The 20,292-nt window shown below is 60.4% G+C and carries 13 protein-coding genes; 7 read left to right on the top strand and 6 right to left on the bottom strand.

Features of this window, described 5'->3' with window-relative positions:
* Positions 1-102: 102 nt before the first annotated feature.
* Positions 103-2,379, bottom strand: coding sequence for a DNA topoisomerase IV subunit A (parC, locus tag T424_RS0101320; RefSeq protein ID WP_027486123.1), 2,277 nt, complete (start codon positions 2,377-2,379; stop codon positions 103-105).
* 253 nt (positions 2,380-2,632) lie between these two features.
* On the opposite strand from parC, the gene T424_RS0101315 reads away from it, so the two are divergent.
* Positions 2,633-3,841, top strand: a complete 1,209-nt coding sequence (locus T424_RS0101315; protein ID WP_027486122.1) for a hypothetical protein — start codon at positions 2,633-2,635, stop codon at positions 3,839-3,841.
* Between the two features lie 120 nt (positions 3,842-3,961).
* Here T424_RS0101315 and T424_RS19905 read toward each other — a convergent pair whose 3' ends face one another.
* Positions 3,962-6,082 carry a methyl-accepting chemotaxis protein gene (locus T424_RS19905; protein WP_051558712.1) on the bottom strand — a complete coding sequence of 707 codons (2,121 nt, stop codon included), beginning with the start codon at positions 6,080-6,082 and terminating at the stop codon, positions 3,962-3,964.
* A 248-nt stretch (positions 6,083-6,330) separates the two neighbouring features.
* Entirely contained in the window at positions 6,331-8,133 is a 1,803-nt protein-coding gene (gene aspS, locus T424_RS0101305) for an aspartate--tRNA ligase (protein ID WP_027486121.1), read from the bottom strand.
* A 346-nt stretch (positions 8,134-8,479) separates the two neighbouring features.
* On the opposite strand from aspS, the gene T424_RS0101300 reads away from it, so the two are divergent.
* From T424_RS0101300 to T424_RS0101280, 5 genes are all read left to right on the top strand, one after another.
* On the top strand, positions 8,480-9,883 hold the full coding sequence (locus T424_RS0101300) for a multicopper oxidase family protein (protein WP_027486120.1): 1,404 nt from the start codon (positions 8,480-8,482) through the stop codon (positions 9,881-9,883).
* Between the two features lie 133 nt (positions 9,884-10,016).
* Complete coding sequence (rnd, locus tag T424_RS0101295) at positions 10,017-11,165, top strand: ribonuclease D (RefSeq protein WP_027486119.1); 1,149 nt, start codon at positions 10,017-10,019, stop codon at positions 11,163-11,165.
* The gene (locus T424_RS21650; RefSeq protein ID WP_027486118.1) at positions 11,165-11,674 is read left to right on the top strand and encodes a GNAT family N-acetyltransferase; all 510 of its coding nucleotides are present in this window, start codon (positions 11,165-11,167) and stop codon (positions 11,672-11,674) included. The genes rnd and T424_RS21650 overlap by 1 nt, the downstream gene beginning before the upstream one ends.
* Positions 11,675-11,711: 37 nt before the next feature.
* Entirely contained in the window at positions 11,712-12,680 is a 969-nt protein-coding gene (locus T424_RS0101285) for a small ribosomal subunit Rsm22 family protein (RefSeq protein ID WP_027486117.1), read from the top strand.
* Positions 12,681-12,934: 254 nt separating this feature from the next.
* Positions 12,935-14,284 carry an esterase-like activity of phytase family protein gene (locus T424_RS0101280; protein WP_027486116.1) on the top strand — a complete coding sequence of 450 codons (1,350 nt, stop codon included), beginning with the start codon at positions 12,935-12,937 and terminating at the stop codon, positions 14,282-14,284.
* A gap of 50 nt (positions 14,285-14,334) precedes the next feature.
* On the opposite strand, the gene T424_RS0101275 is transcribed toward T424_RS0101280, so the two are convergent.
* Entirely contained in the window at positions 14,335-15,687 is a 1,353-nt protein-coding gene (locus T424_RS0101275; protein ID WP_027486115.1) for an Nramp family divalent metal transporter, read from the bottom strand.
* Positions 15,688-15,884: 197 nt separating this feature from the next.
* Here T424_RS0101275 and mntR point away from each other — a divergent pair, with 197 nt between their 5' ends.
* On the top strand, positions 15,885-16,352 hold the full coding sequence (gene mntR / locus T424_RS0101270; RefSeq protein ID WP_027486114.1) for a manganese-binding transcriptional regulator MntR: 468 nt from the start codon (positions 15,885-15,887) through the stop codon (positions 16,350-16,352).
* A 145-nt stretch (positions 16,353-16,497) separates the two neighbouring features.
* Here the strand turns inward: mntR and ppx are convergent, their stop codons facing one another.
* On the bottom strand, positions 16,498-18,018 hold the full coding sequence (ppx, locus tag T424_RS0101265) for an exopolyphosphatase (protein WP_027486113.1): 1,521 nt from the start codon (positions 18,016-18,018) through the stop codon (positions 16,498-16,500).
* 14 nt (positions 18,019-18,032) lie between these two features.
* Positions 18,033-20,222: an RNA degradosome polyphosphate kinase gene (locus T424_RS0101260; RefSeq protein ID WP_027486112.1), complete on the bottom strand. Its 2,190-nt coding sequence runs from the start codon at positions 20,220-20,222 to the stop codon at positions 18,033-18,035.
* Between the last annotated feature and the right edge of the window lie 70 nt (positions 20,223-20,292).

Here is a 20,292-nt window from a genome sequence, read left to right as displayed (position 1 = left end):
TGGGAACCGGTTTTCCGTCCGGAAATGCGGGCCGAAAGCAGGCATCACGCCTCCCGAGGCGTAATCACCGGAGTCTGGAAAGCGGGGAAGACACCCCGCCCCTCACCCGGCGAATTTGCCGCTACGCGGAAAACCCTTCGGAACAGGACGGCCGGAGGCGGCGCGGTCGCCAAGCCATTCCAGCAATTCGTCCTTGTTTCTGGTGAAGATCCGGCCTGCGCTGTCTTCCCAGGTCAGGCCATCGGCAATGGAAAAGCACTTGATGTCACTGACGCCGCCATCCTTGTAGCGTTGCAGGCGCACGCCCTTGCCGCGGGTCATTTCCGGGATCTGCGCCAGCGGGAATACCACCAGCTTGCGGTTTTCACCCACCACGGCCACATGATCGCCCGTCACGGGAATCACAAGCTTTGCCTCATCCGGCATTCCGACATTCATCACCTGCTTGCCCTTGCGGGTATTGGCGATGATTTCGTTTTCCGGCACGATGAAACCATTGCCCGCCGTCGAGGCCAGAATGAGCTTGCGGGCAGGATCGTGCACGAAGGCCGTCAGCACGTCCTGATCGTTTTCCATATCCACCATGATGCGGATCGGCTCGCCATGACCGCGCCCGCCGGGCAACTTGTCGCCACCCAGCGTATAAACCTTGCCCCCGGTCGTCACCAGCAGGATCTTGTCGGTAGTCTGGGCCGGGAAAGCCACCTTCAGCCCGTCGCCTTCCTTGAAGGTCAGGCCGGAGGTATCGGAGATATGGCCCTTCAGCGCCCGGATCCAGCCCTTTTCAGAGACGACCACGGTGATCGGCTCTTTCTCGATCATCGCCTGCTGGATGGCTTCCAGATCGGCTTCCGGCGCATTGGCAAAGCTGGTGCGGCGACGGCCAAGCTCGGTAGCCTTGGCGTATTTCTTCTTCACCTCGCCGATTTCCCAGGCCACGGTCTGCCAGAGCTTTTCTTCCGAGGCGAGCAGCGATTCGATCTCCGCCTTCTCGGCGGACAGCGTCTCATGCTCCTTGCGGATCTCGAATTCTTCCAGCTTGCGCAGATTGCGCAGCCGCATGTTCAAGATCGCTTCCGCCTGATTGTCCGTCAGCGAGAAGGTGGCAATAAGCACCTGTTTCGGCTCGTCTTCCTCGCGGATGATGCGAATGACTTCATCGAGGTTGAGATAGGCGACCAGAAGACCGCCCAGAATTTCCAGCCGCCGGTCGATGGCGGCCAGCCGGAATTGCGAACGGCGAACCAGCACTTCCCTGCGATGGTCGAGCCACTCGGTCAGCACCTCGTTGAGAGCCATGACCTTCGGCACCTTGCCCTGGCTCAGCACGTTCATGTTCAGCGGAATGCGGCTTTCCAGCTCGGTCAGCTTGAACAGCGATTCCATCAGCAGGGTAGCATCCACCGTTCGGCTTTTCGGCACCAGCACGATGCGCACGTCTTCCGCCGACTCGTCGCGAACGTCTTCCAGAAGCGGCAGCTTGCGGGCGATCAGCAGTTCGGCGATCTTTTCGATCAACCGCGACTTCTGCACCTGGAAGGGAATTTCGGTGATGACGATCTGATAACCGCCCCGGCCGAGATCCTCCTGCTCCCATCTGGCCCGCACGCGAAAACCCCCGCGGCCCGTGCGGTAGGTTTCAATCATGCTGGCGCGGCTTTCGACGATGATGCCGCCGGTGGGCAGGTCCGGCCCTTCTATGCCGCCGCGCTCGGGATGGGCCGGATCGGCCAGCAACTCTTCCACCGGCGCGCCGGGATTCTTGATCAGGTAAAGCGCCGCATCGCAGATTTCATGGGCGTTATGCGGCGGAATGGAGGTCGCCATGCCCACGGCAATGCCGGAGGCGCCATTGGCCAGCAGGTTGGGAAAGGCGCCCGGCAGCACGACGGGCTCGTCATCTTCCTCGTTATAGGTGGGGCGATAATCCACGGCATCCTGATCGATACCTTCCAGAAGCAGCGCCGCCACTTCCGTCATGCGCGCCTCGGTATAACGATAGGCGGCGGCGGCATCGCCATCGATATTGCCGAAATTGCCCTGGCCATCCACCACCGGATAGCGCTGCGAAAAATCCTGCGCCAGACGCACCAGCGCATCATAGACCGACTGGTCGCCATGCGGGTGGAACTTACCGATGACATCGCCGACGATACGGGCGCATTTCTTGAAGGCGGAATTGGGCCGGATGCCCATTTCGCTCATGGCGTGAATGATTCGCCGGTGCACCGGTTTCAACCCGTCACGCACATCCGGCAAGGCGCGATGCATGATCGTGGAAAGCGCGTAGGCAAGATAGCGCTCTTCCAGCGCCGATTTCAGATCGACCGGAATGATGTTATCGCCGCCGTCTTCGGGCGGTAAGAGATTTTTACCCATGGTTTTTTCTAGCCGAGAAGCCTCGGATCGGCAAGGATTCCGGCCTTCTGCCCTGTGGATTAACCCAAAGCTGTATTTTTTATCCGGCCGCGAAAAATCTCAGCCATTTCCATAAAAACGCTTTGGCGGATCCGGACGCCGCCCTATAAAAACCACTCTGCCCAACGAGGGCGATTAAGACACGGGCTTTCTGGATGATACGGGGTGTGCGTTCGGACCACACACCCGCTCCGGCATTTTAAGGGGACAGATCATGACATTCCACTTCGCACGCCACCTGATGGCGACGGCTGCCATTCTGGCGGCGCCATCCTTCGCCTGGGCGCTGGACGGACAGGATCTCCTCAAGAAGATCAACGCCTCCTATGGCGGCGGCAACATGACGCTTGCGGCAGGTGCGGTGGATGTAAGCGGCGACAACGTAACCCTGCGCGGCGCCACCATGACAGCCGACGCCCCCGATTCAAAGCCCGTTTCGCTCGGCGACATCCGCATGAGCGGCGTCAGCGCCAATGATGACGGCTCCTATGAAATCGAAAAGGTGGATTTCCAGCCGATCAATTTCGCCGATGAAAAAACCACCATTCGCGCCGATAACCTTTACCTTGCAGGCGTGAGCGTGCCGGCGAAGACAAACGGCAACGACCTGTCATCCGTACTGATCTACGAAAAGGCTCATGCCGGGCCGATCACCATCACCAACGAAGGCAAACAGCTGCTTTCCATCAATGAAGGCGAAGGCAATACCGCCATCGAGGATGACGGCGCCGCATTGAGCTTCGATGCGGCGATCAAGGGGATCCGCATCGACCTGGCCGGGCTCAACGATCCAAAGGCTTTGGAAACAGTCGAAAAGCTCGACCTCAAGACCCTGACCGGCGAAATCTCCATGGCCGGTAGCTGGGAGCTGAAATCCGGCAATATCGATATAACCGATTACACCGTCGATTTCGACCGCATCGGCAAGCTCGGCATGGCCGTCAGCCTGTCCGGCTACACGCCGGAACTCATTCGCCAGATTCAGGAAACCAGCAAGATCGCCAGCCGCGCCGCCAGCGATGCCCAGTCGCAGCAGCAGGCCCAGCAGGCCGCCGGTCTTGCCATGCTCGGCCTCATCCAGCAGCTTTCGCTGGTCAGCGCCGATATTCGTTTCGACGATGACGGCATTACCCGGCGCGCCTTGGACTATAGCGGCAGCCAGCAGGGCGTTTCCGGCAAGGACATGGCGCAAATGATAAAGGCCATGGCCCCCATGATGCTGGCTCAGGCCAAGCTGGGTGATTTCCAGAAGCCGCTGATGGAGGCGATCAACGCCTATCTGGACAACCCGAAGAGCTTTGCCGTTTCGGCCGAACCGGAAAACCCCGTTCCCTTCCCGATGATTGCAGGTGCTGCCATGGGCGCCCCGGAAACCCTGCCCAAGGTTCTCGGCCTGACCGCCTCCGCCAACGAGACGGAATAAGCCGTCTCCAGCATGGCCGGGCAGGATTTCAAACGCCTCTGCCATTGCTGCACAAAACAAACGCAGGCGCGACCCTATCGCGCCTGAATGTTATGAGCGGCTTTCATTTTTCGGTCCGATCTAGCCTCTTTGCTGGCGCATCGGATAATCTGCGAAAACCGGTTCCCACTTTTCGGTCCGATGCTCTGTGTGAAACCGGGAAAGAAGCTGGCGCAGCCGGGCTGCCTGCTCTGCCAGGAGTGCGGTGGCGGCGGTGTTTTCCTCCACCATGGCGGCATTTTGCTGTGTCATCCGGTCCATATCGCCCACGGCGGCGGTGATTTCGTTGAGGCGGCCTGATTGATCCATGGTGGCGTTTGCCAGCGAAGACATGTCGGTATCGATGGCCACCACCCTTGCGGCAATGTCCTGCAAGGCCTCCCCCACTTTTCCGACGAAGCGCACGCCTTCGGCCACATCCTGCCCGGAAATATCGATCAGTTCGGCAATTTCGCGTGCCGCCTGTGCAGAGCGCTGGGAAAGCTGGCGCACTTCCTGCGCCACGACGGCAAAGCCCTTTCCGGCCTCCCCGGCCCGCGCTGCCTCCACGCCCGCATTGAGCGCCAGAAGGTTGGTCTGGAAGGAAATGTCGTTGATGACGTCGATAATGCTGGAAATGCGCGCCGAGGAGTGTTCGATGCGCTGCATGGCTGAAACCGCCTCCCGCGTCAGGCTGCCGGTTTTATCCACGGCGGCGCGGGCGCTGGCGGTATCGTGCCGCGCCTTGCCGCTGAGGTTCGACGTCTGGGCAACAGTGGTGGAGATGCCTTGCACGGCAGCCGCCGTTTCCTCAAGCGACGCCGCCTGCCCTTCCGTGCGGCGCGACAATTCCTGCACGCTCTGCATGATTTCGCTGCTGCCGGTTTCTATGGAATCGGCAGCGCCCCCGATTTCCGTCATCAACCGGGCCAGATCGGCCACCGTGCTGTTAAGGTGATGGCGCAGCGCCTCGAACTCTTCCGCCACGGGCTCATCCAGACGGAAGGAAAGGTCGCCTTCCGCCAGACGTTCGAGACCGCTCATCAGGGTTTGCGATGCTTCAACCTGCCTTTGCCGGGCCTCCTCTTGTGCCCGGATCTGTAAAGCGGCGCGCTCAGCCTCAGCATGGGCGCGGGCCTTGGCCGCGTCCGCCTCCAGCTTCTGTTTGGCAAGGGCTGCCTGCCGGAAAAACTCCAGCGTCCCGGCCATGGCGCCAAGTTCATGGCCACGGCCAAGGCCGGGAATGGCAATGGCCGTATCGCCATCGGCAAGCGCGCGCATCGCGCCTGTGATCGAACGAACCGGGCGGCTGATCGAGCGCCCCGTCAACCACACGCCCATGAGCAAAATCAAGGCTCCCGCCGCCGAGGCTGCCATCATGCCCTGCATGGCGGCAGTGGCCGCGGCCTCGTTATCGGCCAGCAAACGCGCCTTTTCGTCGCTGAAGCTTTTCGAAAGCCGGTCCGCCGTCTGCTCGAGCTGTTTGTAGGCGGGGTCGAGTTCCGCCCCCGCCGCCTCGGCCAGAAGGCCGGTTTCGCCATAGATGCGGAAGGCATTGGCATAAACATCCAGCGCCTGCGAAACCTTCATGCGCAGGGCACCGGGCGGAATAGCCGCTTTCAACGCACGGGTGAAGGTCTGAAATTCCGCCGCATGGCGCTCCAGCGTCGCCTGATCGCGCTGAAGAAGAAAATCCTTCTCGAAGCCGCGCAGCCGCGCCATGCTCAATTGCAGTTCCGGGCTCTCCACTTTGCGCATTTCCGCTTCCGCAGACAATGTCGCCTCCTGCATGGCGCCGCGCAGGCCACTCTCTGCCGTCATGCCAAGCTGCTGGCGCAACGCCAGAAATTTCTGAAAGCGCTCGGCAAAGGCCGAAATCGCCCGATCGAGCCCCGCCACATCCGCCGCCAGCGCCGTGTCACCACTGCCCAGTCCGCCGAGGGCTGCGCGCGCCCTGTCCAGCGCGGCACCAAAACGCTCCACCGCCGTCTGATCGCTGCCGAGGGCAAAACTGCGCTGCCACAACAGGCTGTCGCGCAAGGCTGCCGACACTTCCATCATGCGCCCTTCCCGACGGGAGATGTCTTCGGCTGCGTGCTGCGCCCTCGTATCGGCCTGTCTTTGCAGCAAGGACAGCCCGCCAACCAGCAACAGGCCCGCAATGGAAATAGCCGCCAGCAGCCCGACGCGCTGGGAAATGGAAAGATCAAAGCGGATACGCATGAGCAACCTATCAGGAGCCAGCAGGCAAAAAGACACGTATCCCTTGTCGGGCATCAGCCTTAACCGATCTTGAAACGCAGATGAAGCTTTTATGAAATCATAGCAATCCTTGATTGAATTAATCGGAATGGCGTAACCTGGAGGCCATGAACCTCAGACCATTGAAACGAAAAAGCGCCGTTCCGGCGTGACCGGAACAGCGCTTCCCAAGCTTCAAAATTCAAACCGGCGGCCGGGCCGCCTTACCGTCAATCCTTCTTGGACGGCACGACGCGCAGCGCAAGCTCACGCAGCTGCGTGGGCGTGGCGGGGCTTGGTGCATTCATCAACAGGTCCTGCGCCTGCTGGTTCATCGGGAAGAGCGAGATTTCGCGCAGGTTCTTCGCCCCCACCAGCAGCATGACGACGCGGTCAATGCCGAAAGCGCAGCCGCCATGCGGAGGGGCGCCATACTGGAAGGCGCGGTAGAGACCGCCGAAGCGTTCCTCAACATCCGTCTGGCTGAGGCCGACCTTTTCGAAGGCCTTGACCATCAGTTCCGGCGACTGGTTACGGATCGAGCCAGAGGCAATTTCAAAGCCGTTGCACACCGCGTCATACTGGTAAGCCTTCAGCGTCAGCGGATCTTGGGTATCGAAGGCAGCCTCTCCACCCTGCGGCATGGAGAACGGGTTGTGGGCAAAGTCGATCTTCTTTTCTTCCTCGCTCCATTCGTAGAACGGGAAGTCAACAATCCAGCACATTTCAAACCGGTCGCGGTCGATCAGGTTCAGCTCTTCGCCTGCACGGGTGCGGGCTTCGCCAGCGAATTTGTAGAACTTGGCTGGATCACCGGCCACGAAGAAGCAGGCATCGCCCGCACCAAGGCCAAGCTGGGCGGCAACGGCTGCGGTGCGCTCCTCGCCAATATTCTTGGCGAGCGGACCGGAACCGGCCACCTTGCCCTCTTCTTCCTTCCAGAAGATATAGCCCAGGCCCGGCTGGCCGGTGGACTGCGCCCAAGCGTTCATACGGTCGCACACGGCGCGGCCAATCGGGCCAGTGGCGTCTGTATGCTTGACCGGAATAGCCCAAACCTCAACCTTGGGGTTGGATTCGATCATGCTTGCGAAAATCTTGAAGCCGGAGCCGCGGAAATGCTCGGTCACAGCCTGCATGACAATCGGGTTACGCAAGTCTGGCTTGTCGGAGCCGTATTTGCGGATGGCCTCATCGTAAGGAATGCGCGGCCATTGCTTCGTCACAGGCTTGCCGTCGGCAAACTGCTCGAACACCTTGGTCATCATTGGTTCCATTGTGGTCCAGACATCTTCCTGGGTCACGAAGCTCATTTCCACGTCGAGCTGATAGAACTCGCCCGGCAGGCGGTCTGCACGCGGGTCTTCATCGCGGAAGCAAGGGGCAATCTGGAAATAGCGGTCGAAACCCGCCACCATCAGCAGCTGCTTGTACTGCTGTGGAGCCTGCGGCAGCGCAAAGAACTGACCTTCATGGATACGGCTTGGCACCAGAAAGTCACGCGCACCTTCTGGCGAAGACGCCGTCAGAATTGGCGTGGTGTATTCAGCAAAGCCAAGCTCGCCCATGCCATTGCGCATGGCGGAGATAATCTGGGTGCGCTTGACGATGTTCTTGTGCAGGGTATCGCGGCGAAGATCGATGAAGCGATATTTCAGGCGAACGTCTTCCGGATAGTCCGGCTCGCCGAACACCGGCAGCGGCAGTTCCTTGGCCACCGACAGCACTTCGATCTCGTGGGCGTAAAGCTCGATCTCGCCGGTGGGCATTGTCTTGTTGACCGTATCCTCCGTGCGGGCCTTGACGACGCCATCGATGCGGATGACCCATTCGCCGCGCACGGTTTCGGCAACCTTGAAGGCGGGGCTGTCGGGATCGGCCACCACCTGCGTCATGCCGTAATGGTCGCGCAGATCGATGAAGAGAACGCCGCCATGGTCGCGGACGCGATGAACCCAGCCGGAGAGGCGAACGGTCGTGCCGACATCGGCTTTGCGAAGAGCGGCACAGGTGTGGCTGCGATAGCGATGCATTTCGGTATCCTGGAATCGCAAGAACGTTTCAGTGTTTCCGGGAAACGCGGAACCGCCCTTAAGTTATTGTTGAATGCATTTCCGGATGGAAAACCGTTTTCCGCCTGTCCCGGAAATGCCTTGATGCCGACCAACGCACAGTGTCGGCCAGCATGATGAATTCGGGCGGAAAAGCGCATGACACGCCCGATTTGTCAAGGCGGCACGCATTCTGCGCGCCCCTGTCCAATGGTTTCGCGCCGGGCTGCGATGGGCTCAAACAGAATTGAACACGCCTGTGGCATCCGGACCCATTGCTGATTTTACCTCTCAACTTTAAAAGAGTGGAGCAATTCAGGAACCTGCCATGCACCGCCTTTCCCGCCGCACGCTTCTCAAGGGCTCCGCTCTTCTTGCCGCCTATGGCGGTGGACTGGGCATAGCCAGCCGCTTCAATCGCGCCGAGGCCGCCCCTGTCCCTCTGGACATCGAGGCCAGAACCACCGCTGCCGTGCTGGATGGAAAGAACCTGACGAAAAACGTCTTCACCTACGGCCTGGAAGGCCATGAGGGGCCGATGCCGCCGGTGCTGCGGCTGCGCCGGGGCGAACCCTTTGCCGCGCGCCTCCACAACAGCCTTGACGACGCCACCACGCTTCACTGGCACGGTCTGCGCATTCCCAATGCCATGGATGGCGTGCCGTTTCTGACCCAGCCCTATGTCTACAAGGGCGACCGTTTCGATTACACCTTCACCCCGCCCGATGCCGGAACCTTCTGGTATCACCCCCATTGCAGCACGCTGGAGCAAATGGGCCACGGCATGACCGGCCTTCTGATCGTGGAGGATCCGAAAGACCCCGTTTTCGATGCGGAAGTGACGCTGAACCTGCGCGATTGGCGGCTGGGGGCCGATGGCCAGTTCATCGACATGTTCAAGCCGCGTGATACGGCGCGGGCCGGAACCTTTGGCACGGTGCGCGGCGCAAACTGGTCGCCGGAACCAAGGCTGGATGCGCCAGCCGGAGGGCTGGTGCGCCTCAGGCTTGCCAATACCGATGTGACGCGCCTCTACAATCTCCGGCTCGAGGGCGCGCAAGCCGTGGTTCTGGCGCTGGACGGCCAGCCGCTTGCCGCCCCGCGCCCGCTGGACATGGTGGTGGTGGCGCCGGGCCAGCGGCTCGATCTTGCCATCGTCATGCCGGCATCGGAAGGGCTGGAGGCTGCCCTCATGGACCTGCGCCCCAGCACGCCAAAGGTGGTGGCCCGCTTGCGCGCACTTGGCGCCTCTCTCAATCGGGCGGCGGGCGATGTTACGCCGCTTCAGCCCAATCCCTTCCATGAGCCGGATGTCGCAGGCGCCGAACATATTCCGCTGGTGTTGAGCGCCACGGCGGAAAACGCCGCCCGCGATTCGGTCTGCGGCACGCTTGGTTACAGTTTCTGGGCGATCAACAAGGTGGTCTGGCCGGGCGACACGCCAGATCCCATGGCCCCGCTGGCCGAACTCAAGCTTGGCAGAAGCTATGTCTTCGACCTTGCCAACACCACGCCGCACGCCCATCCCATTCACCTGCACGGCATGAATTTCAAGGTGATTTCCTCTTCACGCGGGGCGGTAGACCCAGTGATTTCAGACACCTATCTCGTGCTTCCCGATGAAAAGGTTCAACTTGCATTTGTGGCTGACAATCCGGGCGACTGGGTTCTCCACTGCCACATCATCGAGCATCAGAAAACCGGCATGACCTCCTATATCCGGGTAAGTTAGGGCGCTCGCGCAATATTGAGCGTGCAAATCCCTCTTCAGGCCCGTGAAAGCACCCTGCTTGCCGCCGATCCGTATTGACAACGGGGGTCTGAGGGAGAACTAAGGGGGATTACTATAAAAAAGCTGGGGCAAAATGATTGTCACAACCGAAAAATTGGAAGAAGCCTGCCTTGCGTTGGCACAATCCGATTTCATTACCATCGATACTGAATTTCTGCGCGAAACGACCTTCTGGCCGGAATTATGTCTGATCCAGATGGCAAGCCCCGAGCTGGAGGTGATCGTCGATCCCCTGGCGCCGGGCATGGACCTCAAGCCCTTTTTCGATCTCATGGGCAATGGCGCCGTTACCAAGGTTTTTCACGCCGCGCGTCAGGATATTGAAATCATCTTTCATCTGGGGAACCTTATCCCCCATCCGATCTTCGACACGCAGGTTGCCGCCATGGTGTGCGGCTTCGGCGACAGTATTTCCTACGACCAGCTCGTCCAGCGGGTCAAGAATGTCCACATCGACAAAAGCTCCCGCTTTACCGACTGGAGCCGCCGCCCGCTTTCCGACAAGCAGCTTGAATATGCGCTGGCCGATGTCACCCATCTGCGCGACGTCTATATCAAACTCAAGGCGGAGCTGGAGAAGGAAGGCCGCGCCAGCTGGCTGAACGAGGAAATGGCCGTTCTCGAAGCCCGCCAAACCTATGACCTGCATCCTGACGATGCCTGGCAGCGCCTGAAGATGCGGTTGAAAAAACCGCAGGAACTGATGGTGCTGAAGGGCGTGGCCGCCTGGCGCGAGCGCGAGGCGCGCGCCCGCAACGTGCCGCGCTCGCGCGTGCTGAAGGACGATGCGATTTTCGAAATCGCCCAGCAGCAGCCCAAGGATGCCGAGGCGCTGGGCCGTCTTCGCACCGTTCCGAAAGGCTGGGAGCGCTCCTCTTCCGGCGCGGCCATCATTGATGCCGTGAATGCCGCCCTGTCCATTCCCAAGGCCGACTGGCCGCAGGTGCAGCGGCAGGCGCATGTGCCGGAGGGAACCGCCTCTGCCGTGGAGCTTCTGAAGGTTCTGCTGCGGCTGACCTCCGAAAAGCATGGCGTGGCCGCCAAGATGATCGCCAATACCGAAGATCTCGAAAAGATCGCGCTTGAAGGTGAAGCCGCCGAGGTTGCCGCCATGAGCGGCTGGCGGCGCGATCTGTTCGGCGATTATGCGCTGAAGCTCATCAATGGCGGCGTGGCGCTGCGCTTCGTCGGCAAGAAAATCGAGGCCGTGGAGCTTTCCTGATGGCGGCAATCCGCATACGCCGGGCGCTTGAGGCCGACATCGCCTTCATGATGTCGGCCGAAAGGCAACCCGGCTATGCAGAACTTGTCGGACGTTTCAGCGAAGAGGACTATCTGGCGGAAATGGCAAAGGCCGATTCCGCCGTACTGATCGGCGAGCAGGCAAACCGCCCCGTGGGTCTCGTGATCCTGCAAAATATTCACCACCATTTTCGCAATATCTACATCAAGCGGGTGGTGGTGGCCGAGGCGGGTAAGGGCACGGGAACGGCCATGATGGCCAGCCTCAATGCCTTCGCCTTTCAGGAGTTGAACGCTTATCGACTGTGGCTTTCGGCGCATGAGCATAACCATCGCGCCCGGCACGTCTATGAAAAGCTCGGATACCGGCAGGAAGGCATTCAGCGCGGGGCCTATGGCTGGCCGGACGGACGCTTTACCGATCTTGTGCAGATGTCGCTGCTGCGGCCCGAATGGGAAGCCTTTCCCAATAGCGACCATTTGCGATAAGACCAGCCCGCCACCTCAACCTCTACGGATCGCCCTCTTGGAATTGCCCGCCCTTTTGAAAAGCGCCGTCGAGCGCCTTCTGCAAAACCAGCCGCTCGATGCGCTGATGAAAGCGTCGGAGCGCCTTTCAAGCCGTTATCGCCGGGAAGTGCGCGATGGCGGGCTGCATATCAACGACGAGCTTGCCGCCAAGGCCTATCTGGCCGCCCGCCTGCCCGCCACCTTTGCCGCCGTGCGCGCCGCCTTCGAAATCGTGGCAGAGGTGCGCGGTGCGTTTTCACCTCAGAGCCTGATCGATGTGGGTTCCGGCCCCGGTACCGCCCTTTGGGCGGCCCATGATTGCTGGCCGGGTTTTTCGCAGGCCGATCTGGTGGAAGCCAGCCCTGCCATTCGCAAAGTGGGCGAAACGCTTTCCGCCGCCCTGCCCTTTTCCTGTCACTGGCAGGCTGGCGATGTCATCAAGGATTTTCCAGCACTTGCGCCCGCCGATCTCGTGACGCTCGCCTATGTGCTGGACGAGCTGCCAGTGGATGCGGTTGCCGCGGTCACGAAAAAGCTCTGGGCTGTGACCGCCGACGTCATTGTCATCATCGAACCCGGCACGCCAGCAGGCTGGAACCGCATTCTGGTGGCGCGTCAGACGCTGATCGATGCGGGCGCCCATCTGCTTGCGCCCTGTCCGCACCATGCGCCCTGCCCCGTTCAGGCGCCGGACTGGTGCCATTTCTCCCGCCGGGTGGCCCGTTCCCGTCTGCACCGTCAGGTCAAGCAGGGGGAAGTGCCGTGGGAGGACGAGAAGTTCATCTTCATCGCCGCCTCCCGCCAGCCGGCAACGGCAAGCGCCCGGCGCATTCTCTCGCCCCCGCGCATTTCCGGCGGCGTGGCGCGGCTGAAACTCTGTCGCAGCGACGGCGCATTGGAGGAAAAGCTCCTGAGCCGCCGCGATGGCGAGGCCTTCAAGCTGGCCCGCCGGGCCAACTGGGGCGACAGCTTTCCAGCTGAGTAACCCGAGCAACACCACGCACAGCCAAACCCCATCGTCACAAAAGCTTCACCCCTTCGCAATCCAGCCGACATGAGCGGCCCCTAAAGGAGCTGGGCGCTTTGCACAAAGGCGTCTCGCACCGGGCATCTTCGAATAAGACGCCCGGTATTCCTTTTTCGACGGTCTCAAGGTTCTGACGCAATTGAGATCGGTCAAATGTCTTCAAGGCCGCGATGCGTTTGCATCTTCAATGCCTTGGTATCATGGGGGATTTCATGAAAAAGCTTTTGCTCGCGACCGTTTCGCTTACCCTTCTCACCAGCTTTGCCATGGCCGAGGAGAAGGCCTTTCCCGCGAAACTTTCCGCTCAGGCCGTGCTGCCTGCCAATACCGTCATTGATGCCCCTGCCGATGCGCCGGACGCCCTTAAATCGGCGGCGAAGTTTACGACCCCGGACCGCAAGCGCGCCACAGGCGCCGTTCCCGGCATGGATGGCATTCACCCCACCGGCCTTTCCATGCCGTTCAAGGGGCAGGCCGTGCAGGGCTTTTCCGGCATCAAGACCATGAAGGACGGGAGCTTCTGGAGCCTGTCCGACAACGGCTTTGGCACCAAGCTGAACTCGGTGGATGCCATGCTGATGCTGCATCATCTGACCTTCGACTGGACAGGTGGCAAGGTCGAGCGGCAGGAGACGATCTTCCTTTCCGATCCCAACCGCATTGCTCCCTTTCCCATTGCCATGGAAGGGGCTGAAAAGCGTTATCTGACGGGTTCGGATTTCGATCTCGAATCGATCCAGCCCACCGATGACGGCTTCTGGCTGGGCGAGGAATTCGGGCCTTATCTCCTCAAGGTCAATCGCAAGGGCGAACTGATGGCCGCCTATCCAACCATGGTGGATGGCAAGCCGGTAATGTCGCCGGACAATGCCATGCTGACCCTGCCGTCCGACCCCTCAAAGCCGCTGCCGCCTTATAATCTGCGCCGTTCCAACGGCTTTGAAGGACTGGCGATGTCGAAGGACGGCAGCCGGCTTTATGCCCTGCTGGAGGGTCCGCTCTATCTGGGGGATGGCAAGTTCGAACAGGTGGACGGGCAGAATGCGCTGCGGGTCATCGAATTCGATACTGCCGCCAAGGCCTGGACGGGCAGAAGCTGGTTCTATCCGCTTTCGGCAGGCGGCACGAATATCGGCGATTTCAACATGATCGACGATACCACCGCCATGGTGATCGAGCGCGATGGCGGCGAAGGCACTGCCGATAAAGCCTGCGCCGATCCGGCCAGGCCGCAAGCCGATTGCTTCGAAAAGCCTGCCCGCCACAAGCGCATCTACAAGATCGAATTTTCCGACGCCAATGTCGGCAAGCCGGTGCGCAAGATCGGCTATATCGACCTGATGAATATTGCCGATCCCGACGGCAAGGCCAAGCAGGGCAGCGTCAATGGCGTTTACACCATGCCTTTCGTGACCATCGAGAATGTCGATGTCGTGGATGCCACCCACATCATCGTCGGCAATGACAACAACCTGCCCTTCTCGGTCGGCCGCCGGGTCGATGCCAATGACGACAACGAATTCGTCATTCTGGATGTCGCGGATTTCCTCACGGCGAAATAAGCATGATGCCATTTCCCGGTGCTGGTTCAGCGCCGGGAAATGTCCCGCTGTCAGGCGCCGAAAAACGTATCCCACAGCAGCTTGATATTGAGCGCAATGATGATACCGGCCACTGCCCATGCAAGAATGGCAACGGGACGCGGTATGGTGAAATTGCCCATCTTGCTGCGATCGGTGACGAAGCTGATGAGCGGAACCACCGCGAAGGGCAGCTGCATGGACAGCACCACCTGGCTCAGCACCAGAAGTTCCGCCGTGCCCTTGTCGCCATAAATCCACGTGACCACCACGACGGGGATGATGGCAAGGCCGCGGGTGATCAGCCGCCGCGCCCAGTTGGGAATGCGAAGGCGCAGGAAGCCTTCCATGACGATTTGGCCTGCCAGCGTTGCCGTGACGGTCGAATTGATGCCGGAGGCCAGCAAGGCCACCGCAAACAAGGTGGAGGCGATGGTAAAGCCCAGGAGCGGCGAAAGCATTTGATGCGCCTGCTCGATCTCGGCCACATCCGTATGGCCATTGGCATGAAACACGCCTGCCGCAACGATGAGAATGGCCGCGTTGACGAAAAGCGCCAGCATCAACGCCACGGTGCTGTCCACCGTTGCCCAGCGGATTGCTTCCCGCCTGCCGGGTTCGTCGCGCTTATAGGCTCTTGTCTGCACGATGGAGGAGTGGAGATAGAGGTTATGCGGCATGACGGTGGCGCCGATAATGCCGATCGCCACATAGAGCATATCGCCGTTGGTAAGGATTTCGCTCTTGGGAATGAAGCCGTTCAGCACCTCGGCCACGGGTGGCTGCGCCATGGCAATCTGCACGAGAAAGCAGATGGCGATGATCGACAGCAGCGAGACGACGAAAGCTTCCAGAAAACGGAAACCCCGGTTCATCAGCATCAGCAATAAAAACACGTCCAGCGCCGTGATCACCGCGCCCAGCACCAGCGGAATGCCGAAAAGAAGCTGAAGCGCGATGGCCGTGCCGATAACTTCCGCCAGATCGCAGGCGATGATGGCCAGTTCGCAGGCGATCCACAGACAGATCCGTACCGGCGCGGAATAGTGATCGCGGCAGGCCTGTGCCAGATCGCGCCCCGTGACGATGCCGAGCCGCGCCGAAAGCGCTTGCAGCAGGATGGCCATGAGGTTGGAGATCATGATGACCGACAGCAGCGTATAGCCGAAGGCCGAGCCACCGGCGATGTCGGTTGCCCAGTTGCCGGGATCCATGTAGCCGACCGACACCATATAGCCCGGCCCGGCAAAGGCCAGCAGTTTGCGCACCCAGGAGCCGCCCTGCGGCACCCTGACGCTGGCGTGAACCTCCGAGAGGCTTTCGCGCCCCGGTTCCGTCTCGGTGAATTTCCACCCCTGCCCGGAAACACTGCCCGGCTGCGACATGCTCATGATGAAACCTTATTGCAAATGACTTGCAACAATGTGCCGCCATTCCCAACATTATGCAAGAGGCTATATTTTATTGCCTGTGCTGTAATCGCGAAAATCCGCATTGCTGCCGAAAGGCGGCAGCCCTCCTGTTCATTTGCGGCAAGGGTTGCTATAGGCGAGGCAGCACCCTTACAGACAGGAAGGCAATATTGACGCGCTCATCCCTCCCTCATTCCCGCCGTGGCGCCCTGCCCGAAGCAGAGGCCCATTGCGAGGGGTTTCGCCAGACCCGCGAAGCCCAGCGGCTGGCGCTGGTGGAGGATTATGTGGAATTGATCGCCGACCTGATTGCCGAAGGGCAGGAAGCCCGGCAGGTGGATATAGCCGAACGCCTGGGCGTGGCGCAGCCGACCGTTGCCAAGATGCTGGCGCGACTTGCCGAAAGCGGGCTGATTTCCCGCAAGCCCTATCGTGGCGTTTTTCTGACCGAGGCGGGCGAGAAACTGGCGCGGGAAAGCCGCGAGCGCCATGAGGTCGTGGAGGATTTCCTGAAAATGCTGGGCATTGACGAGCGCACCGCGCGTATCGACGCGGAAGGCATCGAGCATTACGTCAGCGCCGAAACGCTGGAAGCCTTTCGCCGCGCCTTGATCAAGGGGATTCCGGGAAAGGGCTGATTGCCGGGCGCCTTATACCAAGGCTCGAAGATGCGAACGCATCCTCGCCTTGAAGAGATTTCGAATATCTCAAATGCGGCAAAAGCTTGAGATATTCGAAAGGGTAATACCAAGGGTCATTGTCAATGACCCTTGGTATTACACCTCAGGAGAAGCGGAAGGCCAGCCGCTTGCCGGTCAGCTTGGCCAGTTGTTGCAAACGGCCATCGAGCCGCTCGCCGGCAAAATCGGCATAGGCTTCGGGCACCACGAAATCCAGATCGGCGTCGCTTCTGCTGCTGCGCTCGAAGGTCAGATGATCGACCACGCCCGGCATGGAGGCCGAGAAAAGGTAGACCACGCGCAACAATCCACCCAGAAGCTTTGCGCCGTTCAGCAGCCGTTCCGTGGCAATCGCGGCCAAAGGCCCGGTTTGTCCGTCGTCATGCAGGCCCTCGAAACGATAGTAATTGGCCAGCGCAATATAGGCACGGCCCGGATGGGTAATGCCCACCACCGAGGAATGCGCAATGAGGTTGAGCGCCTGAAGCCCGCGATAATCCGGATGGGCGCGCCAGCTTATATCGGCAAGAAGGCAGGCGGCCTGACGGTAGCGGGCTTCCTCTTCCGTCTCGGCCACGTCGAAAAAGGGCATCATCTCGCCGGTCCAGCGGGCAAGCTCGCGGGCATGTTCGGGCGAGCGGGCACGCAATATGGCCATGCCGTCCGCCGCTTCCAGCAGCGGGTCCAGAGCGCGGTCCTCTTCGCTCAACAGCGAATAGAGATAGCCTTCGCGCACGCCCTGCGCCGAAAAGCAGATGCTTTCCGGCTGCATGGCTTCCAGCACCTCGCGCATGGCAATGGCGCCAAAGGGAATGAGCGCGCGGCGATTTTTGGAAATCCTCTGCCAGGCCGCCGTTCTTGCCGCAACGCCCGAGATGATTTCATCCAGAAACAGCAGCATTTCGCCCAGCGGCAACTGATAGCCCTGCATCATGTGCAGCGGATAGTTGCGAATTTCCATGTGCAGCTTGGCAATATTGCGCCAGGTGCCGCCCACCGCATAGAAAATGCGGCCCTTGCCTTGCCGGAGCAGGTCGGCATCCTTCACGTGCTTGCGCACGATGGCGCGGGCCTTGTCGAGCACACCGCCCGATTGTTCGGAAAGGCGCAAGCCTCCAAGCGGCAGGGTAATGCCCTTGCCGATCCGCTTGCCGACAATATCGACCAGTTCCAGCGAGCCGCCGCCGAGGTCGCCCGCAATGCCATCGACATCATGGAAGCCGCTGATGATGCCATAGGCGGAGTAAAGCGCCTCTTCCTCGCCGGTCAACACCCGGATGTCGTGATCCAGAATGCGGCTTGCCTCGGCAATGAAGGCGGGGCCGTTTTCGGATTCACGCGCCGCAGCCGTGGCCAGCACATGCATAGAAACCGCCCTTGCCTGCCGCGAAAGCGCGTGAAACCGCTTGAGCGCGGCAAGCGCACGGGTGACGCCCTCGTCATCCATACGGCCGGTTGTGGCAAGACCCTTGCCAAGGCCGCACAGCACCTTTTCATTGAACAGGATGGCAGGGGCGCGCGAAAGCCCTTCGTAAATCACCAGTCGAATGGAATTCGAACCGATATCGACAACGGAAACAGGGGCAATTCCGGGAAGGCGCCCCCGGGCTTCAGATTGGGTCATGAATATCCGTATTGCTATTTACGGCCGGAAACGACCCCGGCAATCAGCTTTGGCGCGCTGGATTTCAGGGCCTCTCCCCGGCCTGACAGGCTGGGATTGGTCATGAAATAGTGCTGCGCGTTAAAAGGTTCCTCTCCCTGGCGCACTTCCATCCGCCGCGATGTTCCATCGGGCAATATCTCGTAGCTCTGCTGGTTGTCAATGAGATTGCCAAGCATGATCTGCGAGAGAACCTGCTCATGCACAGTGGGATTGATCAGCGGCACCAGCGTTTCCACGCGCCGGTCGAGATTGCGCGGCATCATGTCGGCGGAGCCGATATAGACCAGCGCCTTGTCGGAGGGCAGACGATGGCCATTGGCGAAGCAGAAAATCCGGCTATGCTCCAGGAAGCGTCCGACAATCGATTTGACGCGAATATTATCCGAAAGGCCCGGCACCTGCGGCCGCAGGCAGCAAATGCCCCGCACCACGAGATCCACCTCCACGCCGGCGCGGCTGGCGGTGTAAAGCGCATCGATGATTTCGGGATCGACCAGCGAATTCATCTTCATCCAGATGCCGGAGGGCTTGCCCTCCTGGGCGTTACGGATTTCCTCATCGATATGGCGAAGAATGCGCGATCGCATTGTATAGGGTGAAACGGCCAGCTTCATGTTTTCTTCCGGCTCGCCATAGCCGGTGATGAAGTTGAACACATTGGCCATGTCATGGGCAATCTTCGGATTGCAGGTGAAGAAGGACAGGTCCGTATAGATCTTGGCCGTCACCGGGTGATAATTGCCGGTGCCGAGGTGGCAATAGGTGCGCAGCTTGCCATCTTCGCGGCGCACGACCATCGACATCTTGGCATGGGTTTTCAGCTCGATGAAGCCAAACACCACCTGCACGCCCGCCCGCTCCAGATCGCGCGCCCAGCGGATATTGGCCTCCTCGTCGAAGCGGGCCTTCAGTTCCACAAGCGCCGTCACCGACTTGCCCGCTTCCGCCGCATCGATCAGCGCGCGCACGATGGGGCTGTCGTTGGACGTGCGGTAGAGCGTCTGCTTGATCGCCAGCACGTCCGGGTCTCGGGCCGCCTGGATCAGGAATTGCACCACCACGTCGAAGCTTTCATAGGGGTGATGCACCACCATGTCCTTTTCGCGAATGGCGGCCAGGCAATCGCCCATATGGTCGCGCACGCGCTCCGGGAAACGGGCATTATAGGGCTCGAAGCGCAGATCCTCGCGCGGGGCCTTGGTGATTTCGGAAATGGTATTGAGGGCAAGCAGGCCGGGAAGCACGGCCACGCGATTGTCCGGCACGCCCAGCTCCTCGATCACGAACTGGCGCAGCGCCACCGGCATCTCCGAATCCGTCTCGATGCGGATCACCGAACCCCGGCGGCGGCGCTTCAGCGCCGTTTCGAAGAAGCGAACCAGATCTTCGGCCTCTTCCTCCACTTCGATGTCGCTGTCGCGAATGATACGAAAGGTGCCGTAACCCTTCACATCATAGCCCGGATAAAGCCTGTGGATGAACATGCCCACCACGTCTTCCAGCGTGATGTAGCGAATGGTCGTCTTGTCATCGGGCAGACGGATAAACCGGTCAAGCGTGGTGGGCAGACGCAAAAGCGCCGTCATCGGCTCCTTGCCGCGCAGACTCACCAGCTCAAGCCCCATGGAAAAGCCGAGATTGGGAATGAAGGGGAAAGGATGGGCCGGATCGATGGACAAGGGCGTCAGCACCGGAAAGATCGACTGTTCGAATTCCGATTCGAGCCAGCCGCGATCCTCCTCCGACAGCGCCGCCGGGCGCACGATCAGAATGTCTTCCTTGGCCAGATATTGCTGCAAGACGGCAAGCGATGCCTGCTGCTCCATCTGAAGATTGTCGATTTCCTTGAGAATATCCTCAAGCTGTTCGGCGGGGGTGCGGCCATCCGGGCTCTTCACGCCGATATTCTGGCGCACCTGGCCTTCCAGACCTGCCACCCGCACCATGAAGAATTCATCGAGATTGGCCGCCGAAATCGACAGGAAGCGCACGCGCTCCAGGAGCGGATGGGCTGTATTCAGCGTTTCTTCCAGAACGCGGCGATTGAACTGAAGCCAGGAAAATTCGCGATTGATGAAGCGGCCTGGACTGGTCAGCAGCTCCTCGCGCGCGGCTTCAGCTTCGGTCAGGGCTGCCTGCGCTTCGGTTGAAATGCTGTCCATCGATCACTCCCCGTCAGTTCCAGAAAACGCCAAAATTCGACGCCTGCGCCCAATATAACAATTTCACGAC

Origin of the sequence: Allorhizobium undicola ORS 992 = ATCC 700741, assembly GCF_000621665.1 — a bacterium.
GTDB lineage: Bacteria > Pseudomonadota > Alphaproteobacteria > Rhizobiales > Rhizobiaceae > Allorhizobium > Allorhizobium undicola.
The sequence above is the reverse complement of the archived record's forward strand: the minus strand, read 5'-3'. Positions and strand labels throughout refer to the sequence as shown.

Excerpts from the sequence above, each read along its gene's own strand:
- ppx (WP_027486113.1), bottom strand. The coding sequence starts at position 18,018 with ATGACCCAATCTGAAGCCCGGGGGCGCCTTCCCGGAATTGCCCCTGTT.
- T424_RS19905 (WP_051558712.1), bottom strand. The coding sequence starts at position 6,082 with ATGCGTATCCGCTTTGATCTTTCCATTTCCCAGCGCGTCGGGCTGCTG.
- T424_RS0101300 (WP_027486120.1), top strand. The coding sequence starts at position 8,480 with ATGCACCGCCTTTCCCGCCGCACGCTTCTCAAGGGCTCCGCTCTTCTT.
- T424_RS0101315 (WP_027486122.1), top strand. The coding sequence starts at position 2,633 with ATGACATTCCACTTCGCACGCCACCTGATGGCGACGGCTGCCATTCTG.
- T424_RS0101260 (WP_027486112.1), bottom strand. The coding sequence starts at position 20,222 with ATGGACAGCATTTCAACCGAAGCGCAGGCAGCCCTGACCGAAGCTGAA.
- aspS (WP_027486121.1), bottom strand. The coding sequence starts at position 8,133 with ATGCATCGCTATCGCAGCCACACCTGTGCCGCTCTTCGCAAAGCCGAT.
- T424_RS0101280 (WP_027486116.1), top strand. The coding sequence starts at position 12,935 with ATGAAAAAGCTTTTGCTCGCGACCGTTTCGCTTACCCTTCTCACCAGC.
- rnd (WP_027486119.1), top strand. The coding sequence starts at position 10,017 with ATGATTGTCACAACCGAAAAATTGGAAGAAGCCTGCCTTGCGTTGGCA.
- parC (WP_027486123.1), bottom strand. The coding sequence starts at position 2,379 with ATGGGTAAAAATCTCTTACCGCCCGAAGACGGCGGCGATAACATCATT.
- T424_RS21650 (WP_027486118.1), top strand. The coding sequence starts at position 11,165 with ATGGCGGCAATCCGCATACGCCGGGCGCTTGAGGCCGACATCGCCTTC.
- T424_RS0101275 (WP_027486115.1), bottom strand. The coding sequence starts at position 15,687 with ATGTCGCAGCCGGGCAGTGTTTCCGGGCAGGGGTGGAAATTCACCGAG.